The following is a 21,427-nucleotide window of genomic DNA, read 5'->3' as shown; positions in this document are numbered from 1 at the left end:
GGCTCAGAAGATGACCCGGGCGGCCGGCCCGGTCCGGGCGTCCCTGGACTTGCGCAGGTCGCGTGCGATGTTGATGCGCCGCAGCCAGCGGTCGGCGCCGTCGAAGCGGGCGGTGTACGGCCTGCGCCCGTGGACCGCCTTGTAGTTGTCGATGAAGATCACGTCGCCGGGGGTGAGCACGACACTGCCGATCTTGTCGTCGATCTGCTTGACCAGCGCGTCGAACGCGTCCGCGGCGACCGCGTCGAGCTGCTCGGCGTCCATGAAGTACGGGTCCAGCCGCCCGTACGGGCGGCGCGGGTCGCCGAACAGGATCGCGTTGCGCTCCGGGGTGGCGTTGAGCCGCTCGATCCGGGCCAGGCTGCGCTCGATCAGGTCGGCGGGGGCGTCCAGCCGGCCGTCGCTGCGGTTCTTCGGCAGGTGCGACTCGTCGGGCCGGATCGTGAAGCGGGGCTCGGCCAGCACCGCCGCCCGCTCGGCGTCCAGCTCCAGGTCGTCGAAGTGGGCCAGGGTCGTCTCGGCCGCGTCGGGGTTGCGCAGGCACATCAGCCCGACGTAGTCGGCCCGGTACGGGTGGAAGGCGTCCTCGGTGTGCCACCACAGCGGCGCCGCCGTCGAGGAGTTGATCTGCTCGTGCTCGTGCCCCTTGATCGGGATCACGTCGTGCACCAGCCGCCCCTCCTGCTGGGTGGCCCAGCCGATCGGGTCGCCTAGCAGCGAGCCGCACAGCAGCAGGTAGATGTCTTCGCGCAGGGTGGAGCGGGCACCCTCGGCCGCCCCGTTCCACGCGGCGGGCGTGGGCCCGATCCGGTCGTCGCGCACGTGGTAGCCGGTGAACAGGCAGCCGCCCGACGGCTCGTGCAGCCGGTAGCGGTTGGCCTGCCGCCGGACCGCCCGGGGCAGCTCCTGCGCCAGGACGGTGAGATCGTCGAGCAGCTCGGCGGCCTCGACCGAGGCGCACGAGTCCATGACCTCGTCCAGCAGGCCGTCCACCTGCCGGCGGTCGTCGTCTGACAACTCGATGACGAACACTGTGCTGACTCCTCCAACTCTGCGTGCCGGGACCGGCGCGGGGACCTGCGGTCAGGCCGTACGGCTCTGTTCGATCAACTTCGTGATCTCGGTGATGCTCGACGTCTCGAAGAAGTCCACGAACGACACCTCCACCCCGAACTGCTCCTGGATCCGGGTCACGACCTGCACCGCGAGCATCGAGTAGCCGCCGAGCTCGAAGAAGTCGTCGTCGAGGCCGATGTCGTCGACCTCGAACGCCTCCCGCCAGATGGCCAGCAGCTGCTCCTGCGCCGACGGCTCGGCGGCCGCGGCGGGCGGGCCGGCCAGCGGCGCGTCGGGCTCGGTGACGAGTTCGGTCAGCGTCCGGGTGAACTGGTCGACCATGGTCCGGGCCGTCCCTTCGTCGAACAGGCTGGTGCGGTATGCCAGCGACAGCGCGTAGTGGTCGCCCCGGTCCACGACGATCCAGTTGAGGTCGAGCTTGGCCATGCCGTTGGACAGCCCGGTGGACAGGTCGTCGAACCCGTCCACGGTCAGCCCCGGCGTCTGCCGCCGCAGCAGGGTGTCGTCCGACATCGCGAACCACACCTGGAAGTACGGGCTGCGCCCCGGGTGGCGCGGCGGCCGCAGCTCCTCAACCAGCTTGTCGAACGGCAGCTCCTGGTGCTCGATCGCGTCCAGGCACGCGGCCCGGACCCGGCCCAGCGCCTGGCGGTAGGTCGGGTCGCCGTCGACCGAGACCCGCAGCGCGATGGAGTTGATGAAGCACCCGATCAGCGCGTCCAGGCCGGGCTGCACCCGGTTGGCCAGCGGCGAGCCCACGCACAGGTCGTGCTGCCCGGTGCTGCCGCGCAGCTGCCCGTAGAGCGCGGTGAGCAGCACCATGTACGGCGTGACGCTCTCGGCGCGGGCCAGGGCGATCACCCGGTCGCGCAGCTCGGGCGGCAGCGGCACCACGATCTTGGCGCCGGTGTAGTCCTGGCTGGCCGGCGCGGGCCGGTCCAGCGGCAGCGGCAGCGGCGGCGGCGGGTCGGCCAGCCGGTCGCGCCAGTAGCCGACCAGCCGGTCCAGGGTGGCGCCGGTCAGGTGCGCGCGCTGCCAGAGGGCGAACTCGCCGTAGTGCAGCGGCAGCTCGGGCAGCTCGGGTTCGGCGCCGGTGCGGAACGCCTCGTACAGCGCCACGAGTTCGTCCAGGAAGACCTCCTTGGAGATCCCGTCGAAGACGATGTGGTGCATCACGAACACGGCCAGGTGGTCGTCCTCGGACAGCGGGTAGAGCCACACCTTGGCCAGCGGCGTTTCGGCCGGGTTCAGCGGGGTGAGGATCAGCTCGTCGCGTTCGGCCTGGGCGGCCGCCAGGCGATCAGCCGGCTCCACTCCGGACAGGTCCCGGTGCTCCAGCCGGATGTCCACCTCGTCGTCGACCACCTGGACGGGCTGCCCGCCCACCATCGCGTACCGGGTGCGCAGGGTCTCGTGCCGCGCGGCGATCGCCGACAGCGCCCGCCGCAGCGCCGCGACGTCCAGCACACCGCGCAGGCGGCACTGCCACGCCTCGTTGTAGAGCGGGATGCGGGGCATGAACTTGCTCAGCATCCACAGGCTCTGCTGCGACATCGCGATCGGGCCCGCCCCGGCCTGACCCGTCCGGTCATGCAGCTCCCGCTCGACCTGCCGGCGCCGCTCGCGCCAGGCGGCCCAGTCCGGCACACCCTGCCCGCCGTCGGCCGCCTGCTCCTGGCGCAGGCCGTCGATGCGGGTGGCGAAGGCCGCGACCGTGGGATCCTGCAGCAGGTCGTGCGGCAGCAGCCGCACCTCGAAACGGCGGCGGGCCAGCGAGACGATGCGGACGGCCTGCAGCGAGTTGCCGCCCAGGGCGAAGAAGTCGTCGGCACTACCGACCTGGTCGAGTTTCAGCACGTCGGCCCAGAGCGAGGCGATCTCGGCCTCGGTGCCCTGACGCGGGGCCACGTACGGGGTGCCCGGCCGCGACGCCGTCACCGGCGGCAGCGCCCGGCGGTCGACCTTCCCGTTGGGGGTCAGCGGGATCTGGTCGAGCACCACGAACACGGTCGGGATCGAGTGCGCGGGCAGGATCGCCGCCAGGTACCCGCGCAGGCCGGCCTGGTCGAGCACGCCGTCGGCGGTGGTCAGGTACGCCACCAGGTGGCGGTCCTCGGGCTCGTCGTCGGCCGACACGGTGACCAGCGCCTGCCGCACCTGCGGGTGCCCCTGCAGGGCCACCTCGACCTCGGCCGGCTCGATCCGTACCCCCCGGAGTTTGATCTGGTTGTCGCTGCGGCCGAGGAACTCGACCGTGCCGTCGGGCAGGGTGCGCGCCAGGTCGCCGGTGCGGTACAGGCGGCCGCCGGCGGCCCCGAACGGGTCCGGCACGAACGCGGCCGCGGTCTTGGCCGGTGCGCCGTGGTAGCCGCGCGCCAGCGCCATCCCGCCGATGTAGAGCTCGCCGACCTCACCCGGCCGCACCGGGGCCATGCCTGCGTCCAGCAGGTGCAGCTGCGTGTTCAGGATGGGGCGCCCGATGGGCAGCAGCCCGTCCCCGGTCGGCACCTCCCGGCCGGTGTGGTGGTAGCTCGCGGTGGCCGTGGACTCGGTGGGCCCGTACACGTTGATCAGCGGGATGCCGGTCTTGCGCCACTCCAGCACGTGCTCGGCCTTGGCGCGGTCGCCGCCGATGACGACGAACCGCACCGAGTCCGGCAGTGTGCCGCCGGTGGCGGCCAGCTCGTCCACCAGCTGGTGCCAGTACGCCGTCGTGATCTCGAATCCGTTGATCTGCCCGGTCTTCAGCACGTCCAGGAAGTGCTCGACCGACGGCAGCGCCTGCCGGTAGCCCGCCAGGACCACGGTGGCGCCGCACAGCAGCGGCGGGAAGATCTCCTCCAGCGCGGCGGAGAAGCTGATCGAGGCCAGCTGCAGGAAGCGGTCGCCCGGTTCGAGCCCGAACTCGCCCGCGGCCGCCTCGGCCAGGTTGAGCAGCCCGCGATGGGTGATCAGCACGCCCTTGGGCGACCCGGTCGAGCCCGAGGTGTAGTAGACGGCCGCCACGTCGTCCAGCCCCGCCGCCACGCCCGGCCGGGTCTGCGGGGCACCGGCCAGCACCTGCCAGGACGGGTCGAGGGCGACCACCCGGGCACCCGCGGCCGGCACCTTGTCCACCAGGTCGTGCTGGGCGACGACCACCGCCGCGCCCGAGTCGGCCAGCAGATGCTCCAGCCGCTGCGCCGGGTACCCGGCGTCCAGCGGCACGTAGGCCGCACCGGCCTTCTGCACCCCGAGGATCGCCACCGCCAGGGCCAGCGACGGCTCGGCCAGCACCCCCACGTGCGACTGCGGACCCACACCCGCGGCGGCCAGCACGTGGGCCAGCTGGTTGGCCAGCGCGTCCAGCTCGGCATAGGTCAGCCGGCCCGCCGCGGCGATCACGGCGACCGCGTCCGGGTCAGCGTCGGCCAGCGCCTCGAAGGCGCCGTGCACACTGCCCGCACTTATCGGAGAAGAGCATTCCCATAGACTGCGCCGAGTTATCCGCATGCCGCTGTTCCATCTCCCGTATGACCAGCAAGACTGAACACGTGGACTCCATTCGTCCTCCGAGGAGGCTACCGCCGAGCACTTGAGCGGCCAATTGTCTAAATCGAGCAGAAGCAATTCAACAAACCATTGCCACGGCCTCAACGTTTCGCTTAGTCACCCTGCCTGAGCTGCTGTCGACCTACTCCCGTCATGCCGCCTATGCTGCGCTCTCGACGACCGGAGTCGGCCTTGCCGAAAGCACGGACAGCCAGGTTCAGACGGGAGACGGACAACGTGGAAAGCAGCCGCGACACCGAATACTTTCTTTCGTGCTACCTGATTCCACCGGGTGACATCGCCATTCTGTCGGCCCGGCACGACCATTGCGTGGCCCTGTGGCGGCGCACCCGCGGCCGGGTCGAACTCGCCCGCATGTGGGAGGTGGAGCGGGTCAGCGGGCAGAAGCACCACGCGTGGCCGCTGTACACCCGCGAGCGGACCGAGGCCTTCCTGAACGCGCTGCTGGCCGACGAAGGGCTCAGCCTGGCGGACATGAGCGCGGTCTGGGGTACGCCCGGACTGCCCGGCGCGCAGCCGGTCACCGTGCCCGCCGGTGCCGAGAAGTTCCCCGTGCACAGCCTGTCCCACCTGTTCAGCGGGCTGCTCATGGACACCGCCCTGTTCAAGAACGAGACCATCGTCGGCCTGGCCGTCGACGGGGCGCCCGACACCGTCCTGGACAACCGCAGCCCGCAGTACTGGTACGCCGGCTGCCTCTCCCAGCAGGGCCGCCTGTCGTTCGCCCCCGTCGCCTCGCCCGGCCCGCTCTACACCGCCGCCTCGACGAAGTTCGGCCTGGAGCCGGGCTCGCTGATGGCGCTGGCCTCGGCCACCGGCACCGCGTTCGCCTTCGACATCGCGGCGGCGGTCGGCTCGCTGCGGCTGCGCGGCGGCCGCGAGACGCCCTGGAAGACCGCCTTCGAGCTGGTGGAGACGCTACTCAAGGAGGCCGAGGAGCAGCTGGGCAGCCACCGCATGGACAGCGCGTTCAGCCGCGAGGAGAACATCCGCAGCGCGGTGATGAAGCACATCCAGCGCGCCTGCGACCTGATCGCGGTCGACAACGTCGAGCAGCTGCGCAAGCTCGGCCAGGTCCGCACCGAGGACGCCTACCTGGCCATGGGCGGCGGCTTCGCGCTGAACTGCCCCACCAACACGCTGCTGCTGGACAGGTTCAAGTTCCGCGGGCTGCTGACCCCGCCCTGCGCCAACGACTCCGGTCAGGCGCTGGGCCTGGGCCTGCTGGGCCTGTACGGCAGCGGCGCCTTCGACGGGGCCGACCTGCGGATCGACTCGCCGTACCAGGGCATGCCGCTGCGCGACGTGGACGCGGCGCTGGCCGAGTTCGCGCCGTGGATCGCCGACGTCAGCGACTTCGCCGCCGACCGGTTCGTCGCCGACGTCACCGACAACGTCCTGGCCTGGGTCGACGGCCCCGCCGAGATCGGACCCCGGGCGCTGGGCGCCCGCAGCCTGCTCGGCGACCCCCGCACGTCGAAGGTGAAGGACCTGCTCAACCACTACAAGCAGCGCCAGTGGTGGCGCCCGGTGGCACCGATCGTGCTGGCCGAGCACTCCGGCGACTGGTTCGCCCAGGACCGGCCGTCGCCGTTCATGCTGGAGGCGGTCCGGGTCCGCGACGACGCGGCCGAGCGGGTCCCGGCGATCGTCCACCTCGACGGCACCGCCCGCCACCAGACCGTCACCGCCGCCGCCAACCCGCTGCTCCACCAGGCGATCGACGCCTTCCGGGAGCGGACCGGCGTGCCGATCCTGTGCAACACCTCGCTGAACGACAAGGGCGAACCCAACGTCAACACCGCCGCCGAGGCGCTGACCTTCTGCATCAACAAGGGGCTGGGCCTGCTCTACCTGGCCGGGCGCCGGGTCGAGCTGCGCCGCGAGCCGGTGCCGGCGACCCCGCCGCCGACCGGGCCGCGCCAGCGCGCCGTCGGCTTCTTCGCCGGCCAGGAGGCCGACCGCGACGCGATGTGGCAGCAGTGGCTGGACCAGGGCTACACCGAGACCGCGATCTTCCTGCTGTCCTGGTCGCCCGACATCCGCCGCAGCTGCGGCACCTCCACCCCCGACATGGTCAACAAGCTGGCCGACTACTACCTGACCAGCGACGAGAACTTCGCGGCGCTGGCCGCCTCCTTCCGGCGCGACGGCGGGCCGGGCTCGTGCTTCATCAAGGCCGCCGACCAGCTGCCCAAGCCCGTGATCGTCGAGTGAACCCGGACCCGGCGCCCCTGACAGTCGAGGAGCTCTCCCATGCACGAAGCTGACGAAGCGCAGCGGTACCTGGTCGTCGTGAACGACGAGGAGCAGTACTCCGTCTGGCCGGACGGGCAGCCCGTGCCCGCGGGCTGGACCGGCGACGGGTTCGCCGGCAGCCGCGAGGACTGCCTCGAGCACATCGGACAGGTGTGGACGGACCTGCGCCCGCGCAGCGTACGCCTGCAGGCGCAGGGCACCCGGTGACCACCGGCGCACCCGCCCGGGTCCGGCTGTTCGGCGCGCCGCCGACGGTGGCGAAGCAGGTCGCCCAGGCGTGGCCGGACGGCGGGTTCGACGACAGCGGCCCGGACGTCGAGGCGGCGCTGGTGTGGGAGGCTGACGAGGCGGAGCTGGCGCGGTTCGTCGCCGACCAGCACCGCCTGCGCTGGCTGCACACCAGGGCCAGCGGCCTGCCGCCGCGGGTCCTGGCCGCGCTGCGCGGCCGCGACGTGGTGGTCACCAACGGGGTCGGCACGCACGGCCCGGCCGTGGCCGAGCACGTGGCGGCCCTGCTGCTGGCCCACTACAAGCGGCTGCCCGCGCTGCTGGACGCCCAGCGCGACCGGCGCTGGCGTCCGGCCGCCGCCGACGAGATCAGCGGCAAGACCATCGGCGTCCTCGGCCTGGGCGACCTGGGCCGGTCCACCGCCCGGCTGCTGAGCGCCCTGGGCGTGACCGTGCTGGGGCTGCGGCGCGGCCCCGGGGCGGTGGCCGAGGTGGTACGCACGTACGGCCCGGCGCAGCTGCCCGAGTTCCTGCGGCAGCTCGACGCGCTGGTGGTCGCGGCGCCGCTGACCGAGCAGACCCGGGGCCTGCTCGGCGGCCCCGAGCTGGCGCTGCTGCCCGGCGGCGCCTTCCTGGTCAACGTCGGCCGGGGACCGGTCGTGGACCAGGACGCGCTGGTCGCGGCGCTGCGCTCCGGGCACCTGGCCGGTGCCGCCCTGGACGTCTTCGACGACGAGCCGCTGCCGCCCGGCTCACCACTGTGGGACCTGCCCGGCACCGTCATCACCCCGCACTGCGCCGACACCACCGAGCAGACCGAGCAGCGCTGCCTGGCCCTGCTGCTGGACCAGGTCCACCGCTACCGCTCCGCCCGGCCCCTGGGCAACACCGTCGACCTCTCGCGGGGTTACTGAACCCCGGCGACCGAAAGGCTGTCAGATGACGCTTCTGGACATCGAAACCGAGCGGGACGAGCTCGCCCGGGAGCTCGTCCGCGCGGCCGGCGCCCTGGCGGCGGCCGGGGTCACCGCCGACACCGTGCTGGCGCGGCCCGACACGGGACTGGCCGCCGGGACCCGGGCGCGGCTGGCCGAGCTGACCCGGCCGCCCGCGCCCGGGGTCGGCTACCGGGTCGTCAAGGGCCTGTTCGCCGCCTTCGGCGAACAGGGGCCGACCGCGACGCACTGGAAGGACGTCGACCGCGCCCGCACCGCCCGGTTCGACCTCGGCCTCACCCTGGTGGCCGCGCTGCACGGGGAGGTCTTCGGCTGGGAGAACCAGCAGGACGGCCACATCGTCCACAACATCCTGCCCGCACCCGGGTACGAGACGGTGCAGGTCGGCGGCAGCAGCATCGCCCCGCTGACCTGGCACACCGAGGACGCGTTCCACCCCGATCGCGCCGACTTCCTGCTGCTGGCCTGCGTACGCAACCCCGACGGCGTGGGCAGCCGCATCGCCACCACCGGTGCGATCGGGCTGAGCCCGGAGCAGGTCGCCGCGCTGTCCGAGCCGAAGCTGGTCATCTTCCCCGACGCCAGCTACGAGGACGACGTCGCCGGCGGGCGGGCCTCGCAGGGCATGGCGACGCTGTGGCGGCGCGACGGCGAGCTGTGCCTGCGCTACGACCCGACCTACACCCGGCTGCTCGGGCCGGACGACGACTTCGAGCAGGCGTACGCGGACCTGGGGCGGCGGCTGGACGAGACCAGCGTGATGGTGCCGCTGTCCGACGGCGACCTGCTGATCATCGACAACGACGTCGCGGTGCACGGCCGCGGCTCGTTCCAGGCCCGCTACGACGGCACGGACCGGTGGCTCAAGCGGGTCCTGGTCCGCGCGCCGCGGACGCGGCCCGCGGCCGAGCAGCACGAGCACGGCTTCAACCAGCTTCAGGTCCGGGCCGTGTAGCAGGCCGCCCCCGCCGGGCCGCCGATCGGGCGGGCCCGGCCCATCCCCTACCCCGGCAAAGGAGTGACGTGACCGCGAAGGAGCTCCCCCTCGCCGATCCGATCGCTTTCGGATACCACTTCTACGCTTTCCCGCTGGCGGTCATGGGCACCGACGACCGGTCGCGGGACTGGATCCTCAGCAACTACATCCACCTCGCGTACGACGAGAGCCCCGGCTCGCCCGTGCCCTTCTGCTTCTGCCTGTACGACTACGCGATCAGCCCGTGGCTGGAGGTGGTCCGGGCCAACCGCGACTGGGTGAACGCGACCGGGGTCGACCCGGTGCGGTTCTGCCGGGACGCGGTCGACGCGGGCTACTACGTCTACCTCAACCTCGACGACTACTACGTGCCGAGCCGTCCCGGCTACGGGGTCCGCAACGGCTCGCACGACATCCTGCTGTGCGGCGTGGACGACGAGGCGAAGACGTTCTCGACGTTCGGTTTCACCAAGGAGGACGTCATCCGGCGGTCCACCATCGGCTTCGAGCAGCTGCGGCTGGCCTACCGCAGCCTGGACACGGTGCCCAACTGGTGCCCGCAGGTCTACCTGTACCGGGTGCGCGCCGACGCGAGCTACGACTTCAACTTCCGGCTGGTGCGGCGGTCGTTCGAGGACTACCTCAGCGGCGCCAACGTGTCCATCCCGTTCGAGATGTTCCAGCCGGCCTGGACGCGCCGCTACGGCATCGACTCGTACGGGCCGCTGCAGGAGTACCTGGCCGACTACGTCACGGGCAAGGCCGAGTACAGCATCCACTTCCTGCATGTGCTGTGGGAGCACAAGCGGCTGATGCGGTTCCGCCTGGACCGGATGGCCGAGCTGCTCGGCGACGGCCTCGCCGGGCTGGCGGCCGAGGGCAGGGCGCTGGAGAAGCAGGCGTTCAACCTGCGCAACCGGATGCTGTTCCGCGAGATGAGCGGGAAGGCGGCCGAGTTCGGCCTGGCCGAGGTCGACCAGCTGGGCCGGATGCGCGACACCGAGCAGCGCGTGCTGGAGCAGGCGGTGGATCTGCTGCGGGGCTGGAGGTGACCGGACGGCGGCGGCGGCCGGGTGGCGGGCCCGGGTCCTCGGCCCGCAGTCGTGGTCGCGACCGCGCTTGTCTTGAGGTGATAAACATCGACAGATGAACGGCGAATGCCGGTTGGCACTCTGCTGACCTGGGTATATCTCATGCCGAGCGCGGTGCGGCGCGCTCGGCACCCTTGCCGTCTCCTATTTGCATTGGCCAAAACCTTTTAATATCTCACACCGTCTAGCGGCTCTTGCAGCCGGGGTCGCCTACTGTTACGGTGGCCGCCGTGATTAAAGCGACGAACTTGACTATGGAATTTCGTAAATACAAGCGCCGACCCGGCCTCAGAGGGGCGTTGAGCAGCCTCTTCAGCCGCGAATACGAGACCGTGCGGGCAGTGGACGACGTCTCGTTCGAGGTGCCGGCGGGGGCGAAGACGGCGTACATCGGGGCCAACGGCGCCGGCAAGTCCACCACCATCAAGCTGCTCACCGGCATCATGACCCCCACCGGCGGCAGCTGCCTGGTCAACGGGGTGGAGCCGTACCGCGACCGCCGCCGCGCGGCGCAGGCCATGGGCGTCGTGTTCGGACAGCGCACCCAGCTGTGGTGGGACCTGTCGGTGACCGACTCGTTCCGGATCCTCCAGCGCATCTACGACATCCCCGACGCCGTCTACCAGCGCAACCTGGGCATCTACCGCGAGCTGCTGGACATCGACGAGCTCGGCGGCACCCCGGTCCGGATGCTCAGCCTCGGCCAGCGCATGCGCGCCGAGGTCGCCGCCTCCCTGCTGCACGACCCGAAGGTGGTCTTCTGGGACGAGCCCACCATCGGCCTCGACCTGATGGTCAAGGACGCCGTCCGGGCGCTGGTCAACCGGGCCAACGCCGAGCTGGGCACCACCGTCGTGCTCACCAGCCACGACCTCGGCGACATCACCTCCATCTGCGACCAGGTCCTCGTGGTCGACAAGGGCCGCGTCATCCACCAGGGCACCATCGCCGGTCTGGTCGCCACCGCGTCGCAGCGCTCGGTGCTGTTCAGCCACAGCGGCCCGGAGACCCTCGATGAGACCGTCCGCGAGGTCGACGCCATGCTGCCCAAGGCGACCGCCTCGGTCACCGACGACCACCGGGTGCGCATCGACTACCCCGCCGACCAGCTCACCTCCCGCGAGGTGCTGGCCAGCCTGCTCGAACGGTTCGAGATCAGCGACTGCTACGCCCCCGAGCCCGAGCTGAAGACGGTCATCCAGGAGATCTACGCCGGAGGACGGGTATGAGCGCGGCCGCCCTGCGCCGGTACCTGCCGTTCGCCGGCAGCACCCTGCAGGCCCGCCTGCAGTACCGGTCCGACCTGTTCGTCTCGCTGCTGATCAAAGTCGTCAGCACGGCGGTGGTGGTCTTCCTGTGGCGCGCGGTCATCACCCAGAGCCCGGGCCAGAGCATCGGCGGCTACGACGCCGCCGCCATCACCACCTACCTGCTCGCGGCGCAGCTGCTCACCCTGCTGCACAACAGCGGGGCCGGGGACGGCACCGCGCAGGAGATCGCCGACGGCGACATCGCGGTCTCGCTGGTCCGGCCGGTCAGCTACCCGATCAGCCGCGCCTTCATGGCGCTGCCGGTGGTGCTGGCCGAGTTCCTGCTGGTCGGCATCCCACTGGTGGTCATCTTCTCGCTGGTGTTCTCGCCCTACGCCCCGTCCGCGTCCGGCGTCGCCCTGTTCGCGCTGGCCGCGGTCCCGTCGATGGTCATCGCGTTCACGATCCAGCTGCTGGTCGGCATCTCCGCGCTGATCACGACGAACACCTGGGGCGTCAGCATGGTCGTCAACAGCGTGGTCGTGTTCCTGTCCGGCGCGCTGGTGCCACTGGACCTGCTGCCCCGCCCGATCGCCGCGATCGCCGGGGCGCTGCCGTTCCAGAGCATGGTCGACGGGCCGGTCCGGCTGCTGCTCGGACGCTTCGACGGCCTCGGCGAGGCCGGGCTCATCCTGCTCCGCCAGGCGGGCTGGGCCGCCGTAATGATCATCGCGAGCGCGCTGGTATGGCGCGCGGCACTGCGCCGAATCGAGGTACTGGGCGGATGAGCATCGTGCAGACACTACGGTTGACCTGGTACATGTGCGGCGTCTCGCTGCACCGGCTGGTCGAGTACCGCGGCGACTTCATCCTCGGCGCGTTCGGCTTCCTGGTCATGTTCGGCGTGCAGGCCGCCCTGGTCGGAGCACTGTTCGCGCTGGTGCCGACCGTCGGCGGATGGGACTTCGCGCACGTGCTGTTCCTGCTCGGCTTCACCATGCTGCCGCGCGGCCTGGACAAGATGTTCACCGACAACATCTGGCTGATCAGCGCGTTCGAGATCCGGGGCGGCGAGTTCTACCGCTACCTGATCCGCCCCGTCAACCCGCTGCTGATGGTGCTCTCCGAGCGCCTGGTCTGGCCGGACGCCTTCGGCGAGCTGATCCTGGGCGTGGCGCTGGTGTCGTACGCGTCGAGCCGGATCGACCTGGCCGTGCCCGCCGGCGAGGCGATCGGCGTCGGCCTGCTCCTGGTCGTCTGCGGTGCCCTGATCCACTTCGCGATCAAGCTGCTGCTCGCGTCGCTGGCCTTCTGGACCACGCAGAGCTTCTCGGCGATGCGGTCGGTCAACGAGCTGTCGATGTTCGCCGGCTACCCGCTGGACCTCTACCACCCGGCGCTGCGCTCCCTGCTCACCTGGATGGTGCCGTTCGCGTTCACCTCGTACTACCCGGTCACCTACCTGCTGTTCGGGCAGCGCGACCTGGTCCTGCTGACCCCGGTCGTGGCGGCCGCGGCGGTGCTGGCCGCGCTCACCGTGTGGCGGCTCGGACTGCGCCGCTACCAGGCGACGGGAAGCTAGGGGCCATGGACGAGGTTTCGACCCGGCGCCCGGCGGTGGCGCGATGAGGCTGGGCAGGGCCGCTCTCGAGGACTGGATGCGCGAGTTCTACTTCGCCACCACCATCGACCTCGGCAGCAGCGGCGTGCAGATCTGGTCGGTCGGCGAGCTGCGCCGGCTGCTGGGCATCACGCAGGACGAACTGGACGAGCTGACCTTCGACGACAGCGAGACCTACGGCAGCCCCGGGCTGCGCCGGGCGCTGGCCGACCGGTTCACCGGCGGCGACGCCGACCGCGTGTTCGCCACGCACGGCTCCACCGAGGCCATCTTCCTGGCGATGAGCACCCTGCTGGAGCCCGGCGACGAGGTCGTGGTCGTCAGCCCCGGCTACCACTCGCTCAGCTCCATCGCCCGGTCGATCGGCTGCCGCGTCGTGCCGTGGCGGCTGCGCGAGGACGACGGCTTCGCACCCGACCTCGACGAGCTGCGCCGGCTGGTCACCACCCGCACCCGGATGGTCGCGGTCAACTTCCCGAACAACCCGACCGGCGTCAGCCTGACCCTGCCGCAGTTCGAGCAGCTGCTCGACATCGTGGCCGACAGCGGCGCCTACCTCGTCTGGGACGGCGCGTTCACCGAGCTGACCTACGACACCGAGCCGCTGCCCGAGCCGTCGCTGCGGTACGAGCGCTGCCTGTCCGTCGGCACGATGTCCAAGGCGTACGGCCTGCCCGGCACCCGGGTGGGCTGGTGCCTGGGCGCCCCGGAGCTGCTGGCGCCGTTCCTGCCGCAGCGCGACGCGCTGACCATCTGCCTGTCGCCGCTGACCCAGTTCTTCGCCGAACGCGCCGTCGACCACGCCGACCTGCTGGTGGGGCTGCGCCGCGAGCAGGCCCGGACCAACCTGGGCGTGCTGGCGGCGTGGATGGCCGAGCACGAGGGCCTGGTCGGCTGGACCCCGCCGACCGGCGGCTGCACCGCCTTCCCGCGCTTCACGGGCTTCCCCGACGCCGACGAGCTGTGCAAGCACCTGGGCCGGGAGAGCTCCGTACTGATGGTGCCCGGCTCCTGCTTCGGGCACCCCGCCCACGCGCGGCTGGGCTTCGGCGGCCGGCCGGACGCGTTCGCGACCGGCCTGGACCGGCTGAGCCGCGCCCTCAGGGCGACCGCCGGCGCGAGCGGGGACAGCCTGCCGTGACCGGCTGCCCGCACCGATACCCCCTGGTACCTGTAGCTGGAATGGAGGCGTGACTCGCGAATGGCTGCTCCAACCTCACCATCGGCTCCTCCCACCGCCGGAGACGACACCGTCCTCCATGCCGAGGCGGAGGCGTACGCACACGGGGGGCTCGTGCGGGTCGCCATCCTGGAGCGCGATCCCCTGCTGTGGGCCGGGCTCCGCTCGGTGCTGCGCGCGCACTCGCGCATCGCCGTGGTCGGCGACTTCCACGCCGTACGCGACGGGCTGTCGGCCGTGCCGACGCTGCAACCCGACCTGCTGCTGATCAGCGACCTGTGGCTGCACGACGACCTGCCGCTGAACCTGCCCGAGAAGGGCAGCGCCCGGCGGGAGCTGCCCGTGGTGGCGGTCATGGACGCCGACGACCGGCCGACGCTGCGCCGCGCGGTGACCAAGTCGGTCCGCGGCTTCGTCGACCGCAACACCAGCCACGAGGACCTCGGCAACGCGGTCCTCGACGCCGCCGGGGGCCGCACCTTCTTGTCCTCCTCGATCGCGGCGTCGCTGGTCGGCTGGATGGCGGCGAAGATCACCCACGAGCCGTCCTGCTTCGCCGACATCGAGACGTCGCTGACCGTACGCGAGCTGGAGGTCTTCGAGGCGATGGGCGACGGCATCACCAACGTCACCATCGCCCGGCGGCTGGGCATCCAGGAGGCGACGGTACGCAGCCACGTCTACCACATCCTCACCAAACTGAACCTGCGCACCCGCACCGAGGCGGCCCTGGCCGCGTACAAGTACGCGAATCTGGACTCCCCCGCACGGGGATCGGGTTGAGGCGGCCGCGATGAGAATCGGCTACAGCCACCGGGGTCTCCTGCAGGGCGGCCGCCGCCGCCTCGCGGACGGACTGATCGGGCGCGGACACGACGTGGTGTTCCTGCAGATCGACCGGGACCTCACCGAGCACCTGCGCCGCCTGCCGTACCACTGGGACGTCGGCCTGCCCCGGCTGGACGGGTTCGTCGCCGAATGGTGCGGCCCGGTCAGCGGACGCAACACCACCTGGTGCGGCGCCGCCGGTCACACCTGCGAACTGCACCGCCAGACCGAACTGGTCGAGCACTACACCTACCGGCTCGGACTGCCCACCATCGTGTGGGACGTCGACCTCCTGCTGCCCGCCGCCTCGCCGCTGCGGACGCACCCGGCGGTCACCACCTGCTCGCCTCGGCCGGGCCCGGACGAGACGGAGCTGCACCTGCCCGACCCGGCGCACGACGGGACCGGCGCCCGCTCGTCGGCCCGGCAGCTCGACACCGTCGAGGGCCTGCTGCGCGCGGAGGTGCCCGTGCCCTGAGCGCAGGACACGCGTTCACGCTCATGCCGCCCGGGATCGGCCGCGGCCGGATACTGGACACGATCTTCAAAGATCGCGGACGGTGCCGGACAGGTAAGGACCAAGCGCATGGAACTGCTGGTCATCGCGGTGGGCGCGGTCGTGGCCATCGTCGTCGTCAACGCGCTGGCCCACCGGACCGGGGTCGCCGCGCCGCTGCTGCTGGTCGCGGTCGGGGTCGCCGTCAGCTTCCTGCCGTTCGTACCGGCCGTCGAGGTCGAGCCTGAGGTCATCCTCGCCGGGGTGCTGCCGCCGCTGCTCTACTCGACCGCGGTGTCGCTGCCCGCGATGGACTTCCGGCGTGACTTCACCGCGATCGGCGGCCTGTCGGTGGTCCTCGTCGTCATCACGTCGCTGCTGCTCGGCCTGCTGTTCTCGGCCCTGGTCCCGGGCCTGGGCCTCGCGGGCGGAGTGGCCGTGGGCGCCATCGTCAGCCCGACCGACGCGGTGGCGACCGCCATCGCCAAACGGCTCGGAGCGCCGCCACGCGTGATCACGGTCCTGGAGGGCGAGGGCCTGCTCAACGACGCATCGGCGCTGGTCCTGCTGCGTTCGGCGGTCGCCGCCACAGCCGCGGCGGTGAGCGTCGCCGACGTGGCCGGCGACTTCCTCTGGGCGGTGGCCGCGGCCGTGGCCTGCGGCGCCGTCGTGGGACTGGTCGGCCTCAAAGCCCGGCGGCGCGTCGGCGGGGCCACCCTGTCCACCGCGCTGTCGTTCGTCGTCCCGTTCGCGGCGTACCTGCCCGCCGAGCGCCTGCACGCCTCGGGCCTGGTCGCCGTCGTCACCGCGGGCCTGGTCACCGGGGTCGGCTCGGCCCGCTACCTGAGCCCGCAGGACCGGATCTCGGAGCGGTCGAACTGGCACACCGTCGAGGTCCTGCTCGAAGGCGGCGTGTTCCTGCTGATGGGGCTCGAACTGTTCGGCCTCGTCGAGCACGTGCGCGACGAGGGCGACAGCGCGCTGACCGCCGCCGGGGTGGGCGTCCTGGCCGCCGTCGCCGTGCTCGCCGTCCGCGCGGCGTACCTGGCCCCGCTGCTGTGGTCGCTGGCCCGGCGGGCCAGGCGCGCGCAGGCCCGGCGCGACGCGGCGGTGGAGCTGTACGACGCGGTCGGCCGACGCGTCACGACCCCCGGCGACGACGGCACTGTCGTCCTCGCCGGACGGTCCGGCGGGCCGCGGGCCGTGCCTGCCGCCCGGGCCGAGCGCATCGGCCACGCCATCGTGCGGCGCATCGCCGACATCGACTACCTCGCCAGCAGACCGCTGCGCCAGCAGGAGGGGATCCTGCTGGTGTGGGCGGGCATGCGGGGCGTGGTCACGCTGGCCGCCGCCCAGTCGCTGCCGGTGCACTTCCCGCACCGCTCGTTCGTGGTGCTGATCGCGTTCACCGTCGCCGCCGGCACCCTGCTGGTGCAGGGCGGCACCCTGCCCTGGCTCATCCGCAGGCTGGCGCTGGGCGACGCGTCCGCGAGCGTCGCGCAGGACGTGACCGCGCTGCGGCGTACCGGCCAGGAAACGGCCCGCAGGCTGCTGGACGACGACGCGCTCACCCGCCCCGGCGGGGACGCGTACGACCCGCAGGTCCTCGCCCGGGTCCGGGCCGACGTGGTACGGGACGAGGCCGTGCCCGACATCGACACGCTGGAGACCCACCGGCGCATCCGGCAGTACCGCGAGCTGCGGCTGCGGGTCATCGACGGGCAGCGGTCGGCGCTGCTGCGGGCCCGGTCCACCGGCCGCTACGACTCGCGCGAGCTGGAGAAGGTGCTCGACATCCTCGACGCCGAGCAGATCATGGTGGAGATGCGGACGGCCTCGGTCGCCGACGACCGCTAGCGCCGAGGTCCCGCCGGCGGGCTCGGCCTTACGACCTTTCGCTCGGCGGTCGGCGCAGCCGGTCACGTCAAATTGTCAGACCGGTACCGGCGCATCGGCCGCTACGGTCGGATGCATGGACCAGCTTCGCGAGATCGTCTTCCGCCTGCCCCGTACGCCGCAGTCGCAGGCGTTCCTCGACGGGCTGCGCGCCCTGCTCGCCGAGGTCCCGTACGCCGAGCACGCCGGCACCGACCGGTTGACCCTCACCCCGCCGGTGCCCGCGGGCGCCCGCCCGGTGACGGCCTTCGCCCTGGCCGACGTACCCGAGCCGGAGGTCGCCCTGGGTGGCGTCGTCCTCGGCCTGGCCCACGGCGAGCAGACCCGGCAGTGCACCCTGCCCGGCACCCTCGACCTGGCCGAGCTGACCCGGCGCCTGTCCGGCCACGTCCGCCGGATCGACCACACCGGCGTGAACCTGCCCGTCGGCACCACCCCGGCGCAGTGGGAGCAGGTCGTGGGCACCGTCGCCGCGACGACGGCGATGTACCGCTACCCCACCGGCGAGCAGTGGCCGTTCGTCCTGCCCGCCTCCGCGCACGAGTTCGGCACCGGCATCGGCGACTTCCCGGTCGGCCGCGAACCCCGGTTCGAGCTGGTGTACGAGCAGCGCCTGACCCAGACGTCCTGGCAGTTCGCCCTGTACACGGACCTGGCCCGGGCCGAGCTGGAACTGCTGTTCCCGGAGCCGGAAGGGCTGACATTCCCCGGCCTGGCGGACATCTTCCGCGTCGTGCCGATCCGGCACCCGTGGCCGGACCTGGGCATCCGCTTCGACCTGCTCTACCGCGGCGAGGACGGCCCGTCCGATTGGGAGACCGGCCAGTGGCTCGTCACCGAGGGCGGCCGCATCCCGCCGACCGGCGCCGGACCTGTCCAGGATCACCGGATGCCTGACGCCACCACCCTGGTCATCCGCCCCGGCGGCCTCGACGACGTCGCCACCGTGCTGGCCTTCATGGACCGGGCGACGGCCTGGCTCGTGTCGATCGGCCGACCCGACCAGTGGGGGACCGAACCCCACTCGACCAACCCCAGGCGCGTCGGCCAGATCGAAGGGTTCGCCCGCGCGGGCGGCCTGTGGATCGCCGAGCGGGACGGGGTCGCCGTCGGCGCGCTCTCGGTCGGCGAAGCCCTGCCCTACGTTTCCCCGACCGACGAACCGGAGTTGTACATCCAGCTGGTGATCACAGACCGGGCCGCGCCAGCGGCGCGGGGTGTCGGTGCCGAACTGCTGGCCCACGCCCGCGAGCTGGCGCTGCGGCAGCGGGTCGGCCGGCTGCGGCTGGACTGCTTCGCCGGTGGTGAGGGGGTGCTGGTGGGCTACTACGAGAGGCAGGGCTTCACCCGTGCGGAGACGTTCAGCGTCGCGCAGCCCAGCGGGCAGTGGCCCGGTCAGGTCCTCACCCGCCGCCTGTGATCAGCTGTACAAATCGGACCACGCCGCGGGGCGGGTGCCTTCTTCAAGGAGCACGGGTATGACGGGCGAGAGCTGGAAGCTTGGCGGGGACCTGGACGTCTCCCGCGTGGGATACGGCGCGATGCGGCTGACGGGCTGGCCGCAGGGCAGGCGCCCCAGCCGCGACACCGCGCTGGCGGTGCTGCGGCGGGCGGTCGAGCTGGGGGTGAACCACATCGACACGTCGAACTACTACGCCCGCGACGGGGTGGCGGCCAACGAGCTGATCAGATCGGCGCTGCACCCGTACCCGGACGGGCTGGTGCTGGTGACCAAGGTGGGGTCGCTGGTCGAGGGTCCCGACATCGCGCTGCCGGCCCGGCGGCAGACCGGGTTGACCCCGGACGGGCTGCGGCGGGGGGTCGAGGCGAACCTGCGCTCGCTGGGGGTGGACCGGCTCGACGTGGTGAACCTGCGGATGGGCGACCACGGACACGGCGGCTCCGCCATCGCCGAGCCGCTGGAGACGCTGATGCGGCTGCGCGAGGAGGGGCTCATCCGGCACCTGGGCGTCTCGAACGTGTCGCTTGAGGAGTTCCGGCTGGCGCGGACGATCGCGCCGGTCGTGTGCGTGCAGAACGCGTACAACATCACCAACCGCGGCGACGACGCGCTGGTGGACGAGTGCGCCGAGGCGGAGGTGGCGTACGTGCCGTTCTTCCCGGTGGGCGGGGGCTTCCGGCCGCTGACCACCCGGCACCTGGGCGCGATCGCCGAGCGGCGCGGCACCACGGTGGCGCAGGTCGCGCTGGCGTGGCTGCTGGCCCGCTCCCCCAACATCCTGCTGATCCCGGGTACGGGTTCGGTGGCGCACCTGGAGGAGAACATCGCCGCGGCCGACCTCGCCCTCAGCCCGGACGAGCTGGCGCTGCTCGGCTGACCTGCGCCCTCGCTGAGCCCGTCCGCGCTGCCGCGCGGGCGGGCTCGTCTCCTGGCGCATTGACGGGTGGCGCTGCGGCGGCGATGATGTGCGCGGAGCCCTGGTGGGCGCAGCGCGGGTGGAGGGCAGATTCAACCCGCTGTGCCGCCGTGACGGCGCGCGTCCGTAGCAGACAGGTCTGGGCAGCACCACGCTGATCAATCACAGACGTCTCCAGGAGATGCGTTGAAACCCGATCTCACGCCATCACCGCGACGCCGCAACCGGATGATCGCCGCCGCGATCTCCGCCGCGTCCGTCGTGACCACCGCCACCCTCGCCGGGCTGCTGCTGGGCCCCGGCGAAGCAGCCGCCGGCACGCTGAGCGGCAGCTTCTACCGCGACCCCACCTCGGCCGTGAACCAGTGGCTGGCCGCCAACCCCAACGACTCGCGCGCCTCGCTGATCAGCCAGCGCATCGGCAGCCAGCCGCAGGCCCGGTGGTTCGCCAACTACAACCAGAGCACCATCCAGTCGCAGGTCAGCTCGTACGTCGGCGCCGCCAACGCGGTCAACCAGATCCCGGTCCTGGTCGCGTACATGATCCCCAACCGTGACTGCGGCGGCGCCAGCGCGGGCGGCGCCCCCAGCTACACCGCCTACCGCACCTGGGTCGACGCGTTCGCCGCCGGACTGGGCACCCGCACCGCCGTGGTCATCCTCGAACCCGACAGCCTCGCGCTGCAGACCTGCCTGTCTGCCAGTGAGAAGTCCGAGCGCAACTCGGCGCTCAGCTACGCCGTCACCAAGCTCAAGCAGGTCAACCCCAGCGCCAAGGTGTACCTCGACGCCGGGCACTCCGCCTGGAACAGCGCCGCCGACACCGCGTCGCGGCTGCAGGCCGCGGGCGTGGCCAACGCCGCCGGGTTCTACTCCAACGTGTCCAACTTCCGCTGGACCGCCGACGAGGTCAACTTCGGCCGCAACGTGCTCAACGCACTCGGCAACGGCAACCTGCACCAGGTCGTCGACGTCAGCCGCAACGGCAAGGGCCCGCTGGGCAGCGAGTGGTGCGACCCGGCCGGCCGCGGCACCGGCCTCGCGCCGACCACCGCGACCAATGAGTCCACCGTGGACGCGTTCCTTTGGGTCAAGCCCCCGGGCGAGGCCGACGGCTGCGCCTCCAGCGCCGGCACCTTCGTGCCGGACCTCGCCTACTCGCTGGCCCAGAACGGCGTGGTGACCAGCCCGCCGCCGAGCCCGTCGGTGCCGCCGTCGTCGCCGCCCGCCTCGCCGTCGCCGTCGCCCTCGCGGTCGGCCTCGCCGTCGCCGTCGGCGTCCCCGTCCGCCTCCCCGTCGCCCTCGCCCTCGGCGAGCACCCCGGCCGGGGCGTGCACGGTGGTGTACAAGGTGGACAGCCAGTGGAACAACGGCTTCACCGCCACGGTCACCCTGACCAACCGCGGCCCGGCGATCACCGCCTGGACCGTCACCTTCAACTTCGGCGGCAACCAGCAGATCACCAACGCCTGGAACGCCACGGTCACCCAGAGCGGCACCGCCGTGACCGCCAAGAACGCCGGCCACAACGGCTCGCTGGCGACCAACGCCAGCACCTCGTTCGGGTTCCAGGCCACCTACAGCGGGACCAACGGCAACCCGACCGCCTTCAAGCTCAACGGCGCCACCTGCAGCTGAA

Annotated in this window: 17 protein-coding genes; 15 read left to right on the top strand and 2 right to left on the bottom strand. The window is 71.9% G+C overall.

Annotated features, from left to right (window positions below; genetic code table 11):
• Nucleotides 1–3 precede the first annotated feature (3 nt).
• Together gntD and QEZ54_RS07085 are read right to left on the bottom strand one after the other, a co-directional pair.
• The gene (gntD, locus tag QEZ54_RS07090) at nt 4–1,032 is read right to left on the bottom strand and encodes a guanitoxin biosynthesis L-enduracididine beta-hydroxylase GntD (RefSeq protein WP_281303667.1); all 1,029 of its coding nucleotides are present in this window, start codon (nt 1,030–1,032) and stop codon (nt 4–6) included.
• A gap of 51 nt (nt 1,033–1,083) precedes the next feature.
• Nucleotides 1,084–4,512 carry an amino acid adenylation domain-containing protein gene (locus QEZ54_RS07085; RefSeq protein WP_281303666.1) on the bottom strand — a complete coding sequence of 1,143 codons (3,429 nt, stop codon included), beginning with the start codon at nt 4,510–4,512 and terminating at the stop codon, nt 1,084–1,086.
• A 426-nt stretch (nt 4,513–4,938) separates the two neighbouring features.
• On the opposite strand from QEZ54_RS07085, the gene QEZ54_RS07080 reads away from it, so the two are divergent.
• The 15 genes from QEZ54_RS07080 (at nt 4,939) to QEZ54_RS07010 (ending at nt 21,426) form a co-directional block, all read left to right on the top strand.
• Nucleotides 4,939–6,846, top strand: a complete 1,908-nt coding sequence (locus tag QEZ54_RS07080; RefSeq protein ID WP_281303665.1) for a carbamoyltransferase C-terminal domain-containing protein — start codon at nt 4,939–4,941, stop codon at nt 6,844–6,846.
• Nucleotides 6,847–6,885: 39 nt separating this feature from the next.
• On the top strand, nt 6,886–7,095 hold the full coding sequence (locus QEZ54_RS07075) for an MbtH family protein (RefSeq protein WP_281303664.1): 210 nt from the start codon (nt 6,886–6,888) through the stop codon (nt 7,093–7,095).
• Complete coding sequence (locus QEZ54_RS07070; RefSeq protein ID WP_281303663.1) at nt 7,092–8,030, top strand: D-2-hydroxyacid dehydrogenase; 939 nt, start codon at nt 7,092–7,094, stop codon at nt 8,028–8,030. Before QEZ54_RS07075 ends, QEZ54_RS07070 begins: the two co-directional genes overlap by 4 nt.
• 25 nt (nt 8,031–8,055) lie before the next feature.
• A complete protein-coding gene (locus tag QEZ54_RS07065) occupies nt 8,056–9,027 on the top strand; it encodes a TauD/TfdA family dioxygenase (protein WP_281303662.1) in 972 nt (323 codons plus the stop codon).
• Between the two features lie 68 nt (nt 9,028–9,095).
• Entirely contained in the window at nt 9,096–10,100 is a 1,005-nt protein-coding gene (locus QEZ54_RS07060; RefSeq protein ID WP_281303661.1) for a hypothetical protein, read from the top strand.
• Between the two features lie 338 nt (nt 10,101–10,438).
• A complete protein-coding gene (locus QEZ54_RS07055) occupies nt 10,439–11,368 on the top strand; it encodes an ATP-binding cassette domain-containing protein (protein WP_281303660.1) in 930 nt (309 codons plus the stop codon).
• Nucleotides 11,365–12,177, top strand: coding sequence for an ABC-2 family transporter protein (locus tag QEZ54_RS07050; protein ID WP_281303659.1), 813 nt, complete (start codon nt 11,365–11,367; stop codon nt 12,175–12,177). The genes QEZ54_RS07055 and QEZ54_RS07050 overlap by 4 nt, the downstream gene beginning before the upstream one ends.
• Entirely contained in the window at nt 12,174–12,971 is a 798-nt protein-coding gene (locus tag QEZ54_RS07045; protein WP_281303658.1) for an ABC-2 family transporter protein, read from the top strand. The genes QEZ54_RS07050 and QEZ54_RS07045 overlap by 4 nt, the downstream gene beginning before the upstream one ends.
• Before the next feature lie 43 nt (nt 12,972–13,014).
• Nucleotides 13,015–14,151 carry a capreomycidine synthase gene (vioD, locus tag QEZ54_RS07040; RefSeq protein WP_281303657.1) on the top strand — a complete coding sequence of 379 codons (1,137 nt, stop codon included), beginning with the start codon at nt 13,015–13,017 and terminating at the stop codon, nt 14,149–14,151.
• Between the two features lie 153 nt (nt 14,152–14,304).
• A complete protein-coding gene (locus QEZ54_RS07035) occupies nt 14,305–14,973 on the top strand; it encodes a response regulator transcription factor (protein WP_281303656.1) in 669 nt (222 codons plus the stop codon).
• Between the two features lie 10 nt (nt 14,974–14,983).
• A complete protein-coding gene (locus tag QEZ54_RS07030; RefSeq protein ID WP_281303655.1) occupies nt 14,984–15,496 on the top strand; it encodes a hypothetical protein in 513 nt (170 codons plus the stop codon).
• Between the two features lie 108 nt (nt 15,497–15,604).
• Nucleotides 15,605–17,371, top strand: a complete 1,767-nt coding sequence (locus QEZ54_RS07025; RefSeq protein ID WP_281303654.1) for a cation:proton antiporter — start codon at nt 15,605–15,607, stop codon at nt 17,369–17,371.
• 115 nt (nt 17,372–17,486) lie between these two features.
• Nucleotides 17,487–18,830: a GNAT family N-acetyltransferase gene (locus tag QEZ54_RS07020; protein WP_281303653.1), complete on the top strand. Its 1,344-nt coding sequence runs from the start codon at nt 17,487–17,489 to the stop codon at nt 18,828–18,830.
• A 58-nt stretch (nt 18,831–18,888) separates the two neighbouring features.
• Nucleotides 18,889–19,749: an oxidoreductase gene (locus QEZ54_RS07015; RefSeq protein ID WP_281303652.1), complete on the top strand. Its 861-nt coding sequence runs from the start codon at nt 18,889–18,891 to the stop codon at nt 19,747–19,749.
• Between the two features lie 225 nt (nt 19,750–19,974).
• Nucleotides 19,975–21,426: a glycoside hydrolase family 6 protein gene (locus QEZ54_RS07010; RefSeq protein WP_348650520.1), complete on the top strand. Its 1,452-nt coding sequence runs from the start codon at nt 19,975–19,977 to the stop codon at nt 21,424–21,426.
• The last annotated feature ends 1 nt before the right edge of the window (nt 21,427 follow it).

It is taken from the genome of Catellatospora sp. KI3 (assembly GCF_029948125.1).
GTDB lineage: Bacteria > Actinomycetota > Actinomycetes > Mycobacteriales > Micromonosporaceae > Catellatospora.
Note: the sequence above shows the minus strand (reverse complement) of the source record. Positions and strands in the feature narration are given on the sequence as shown.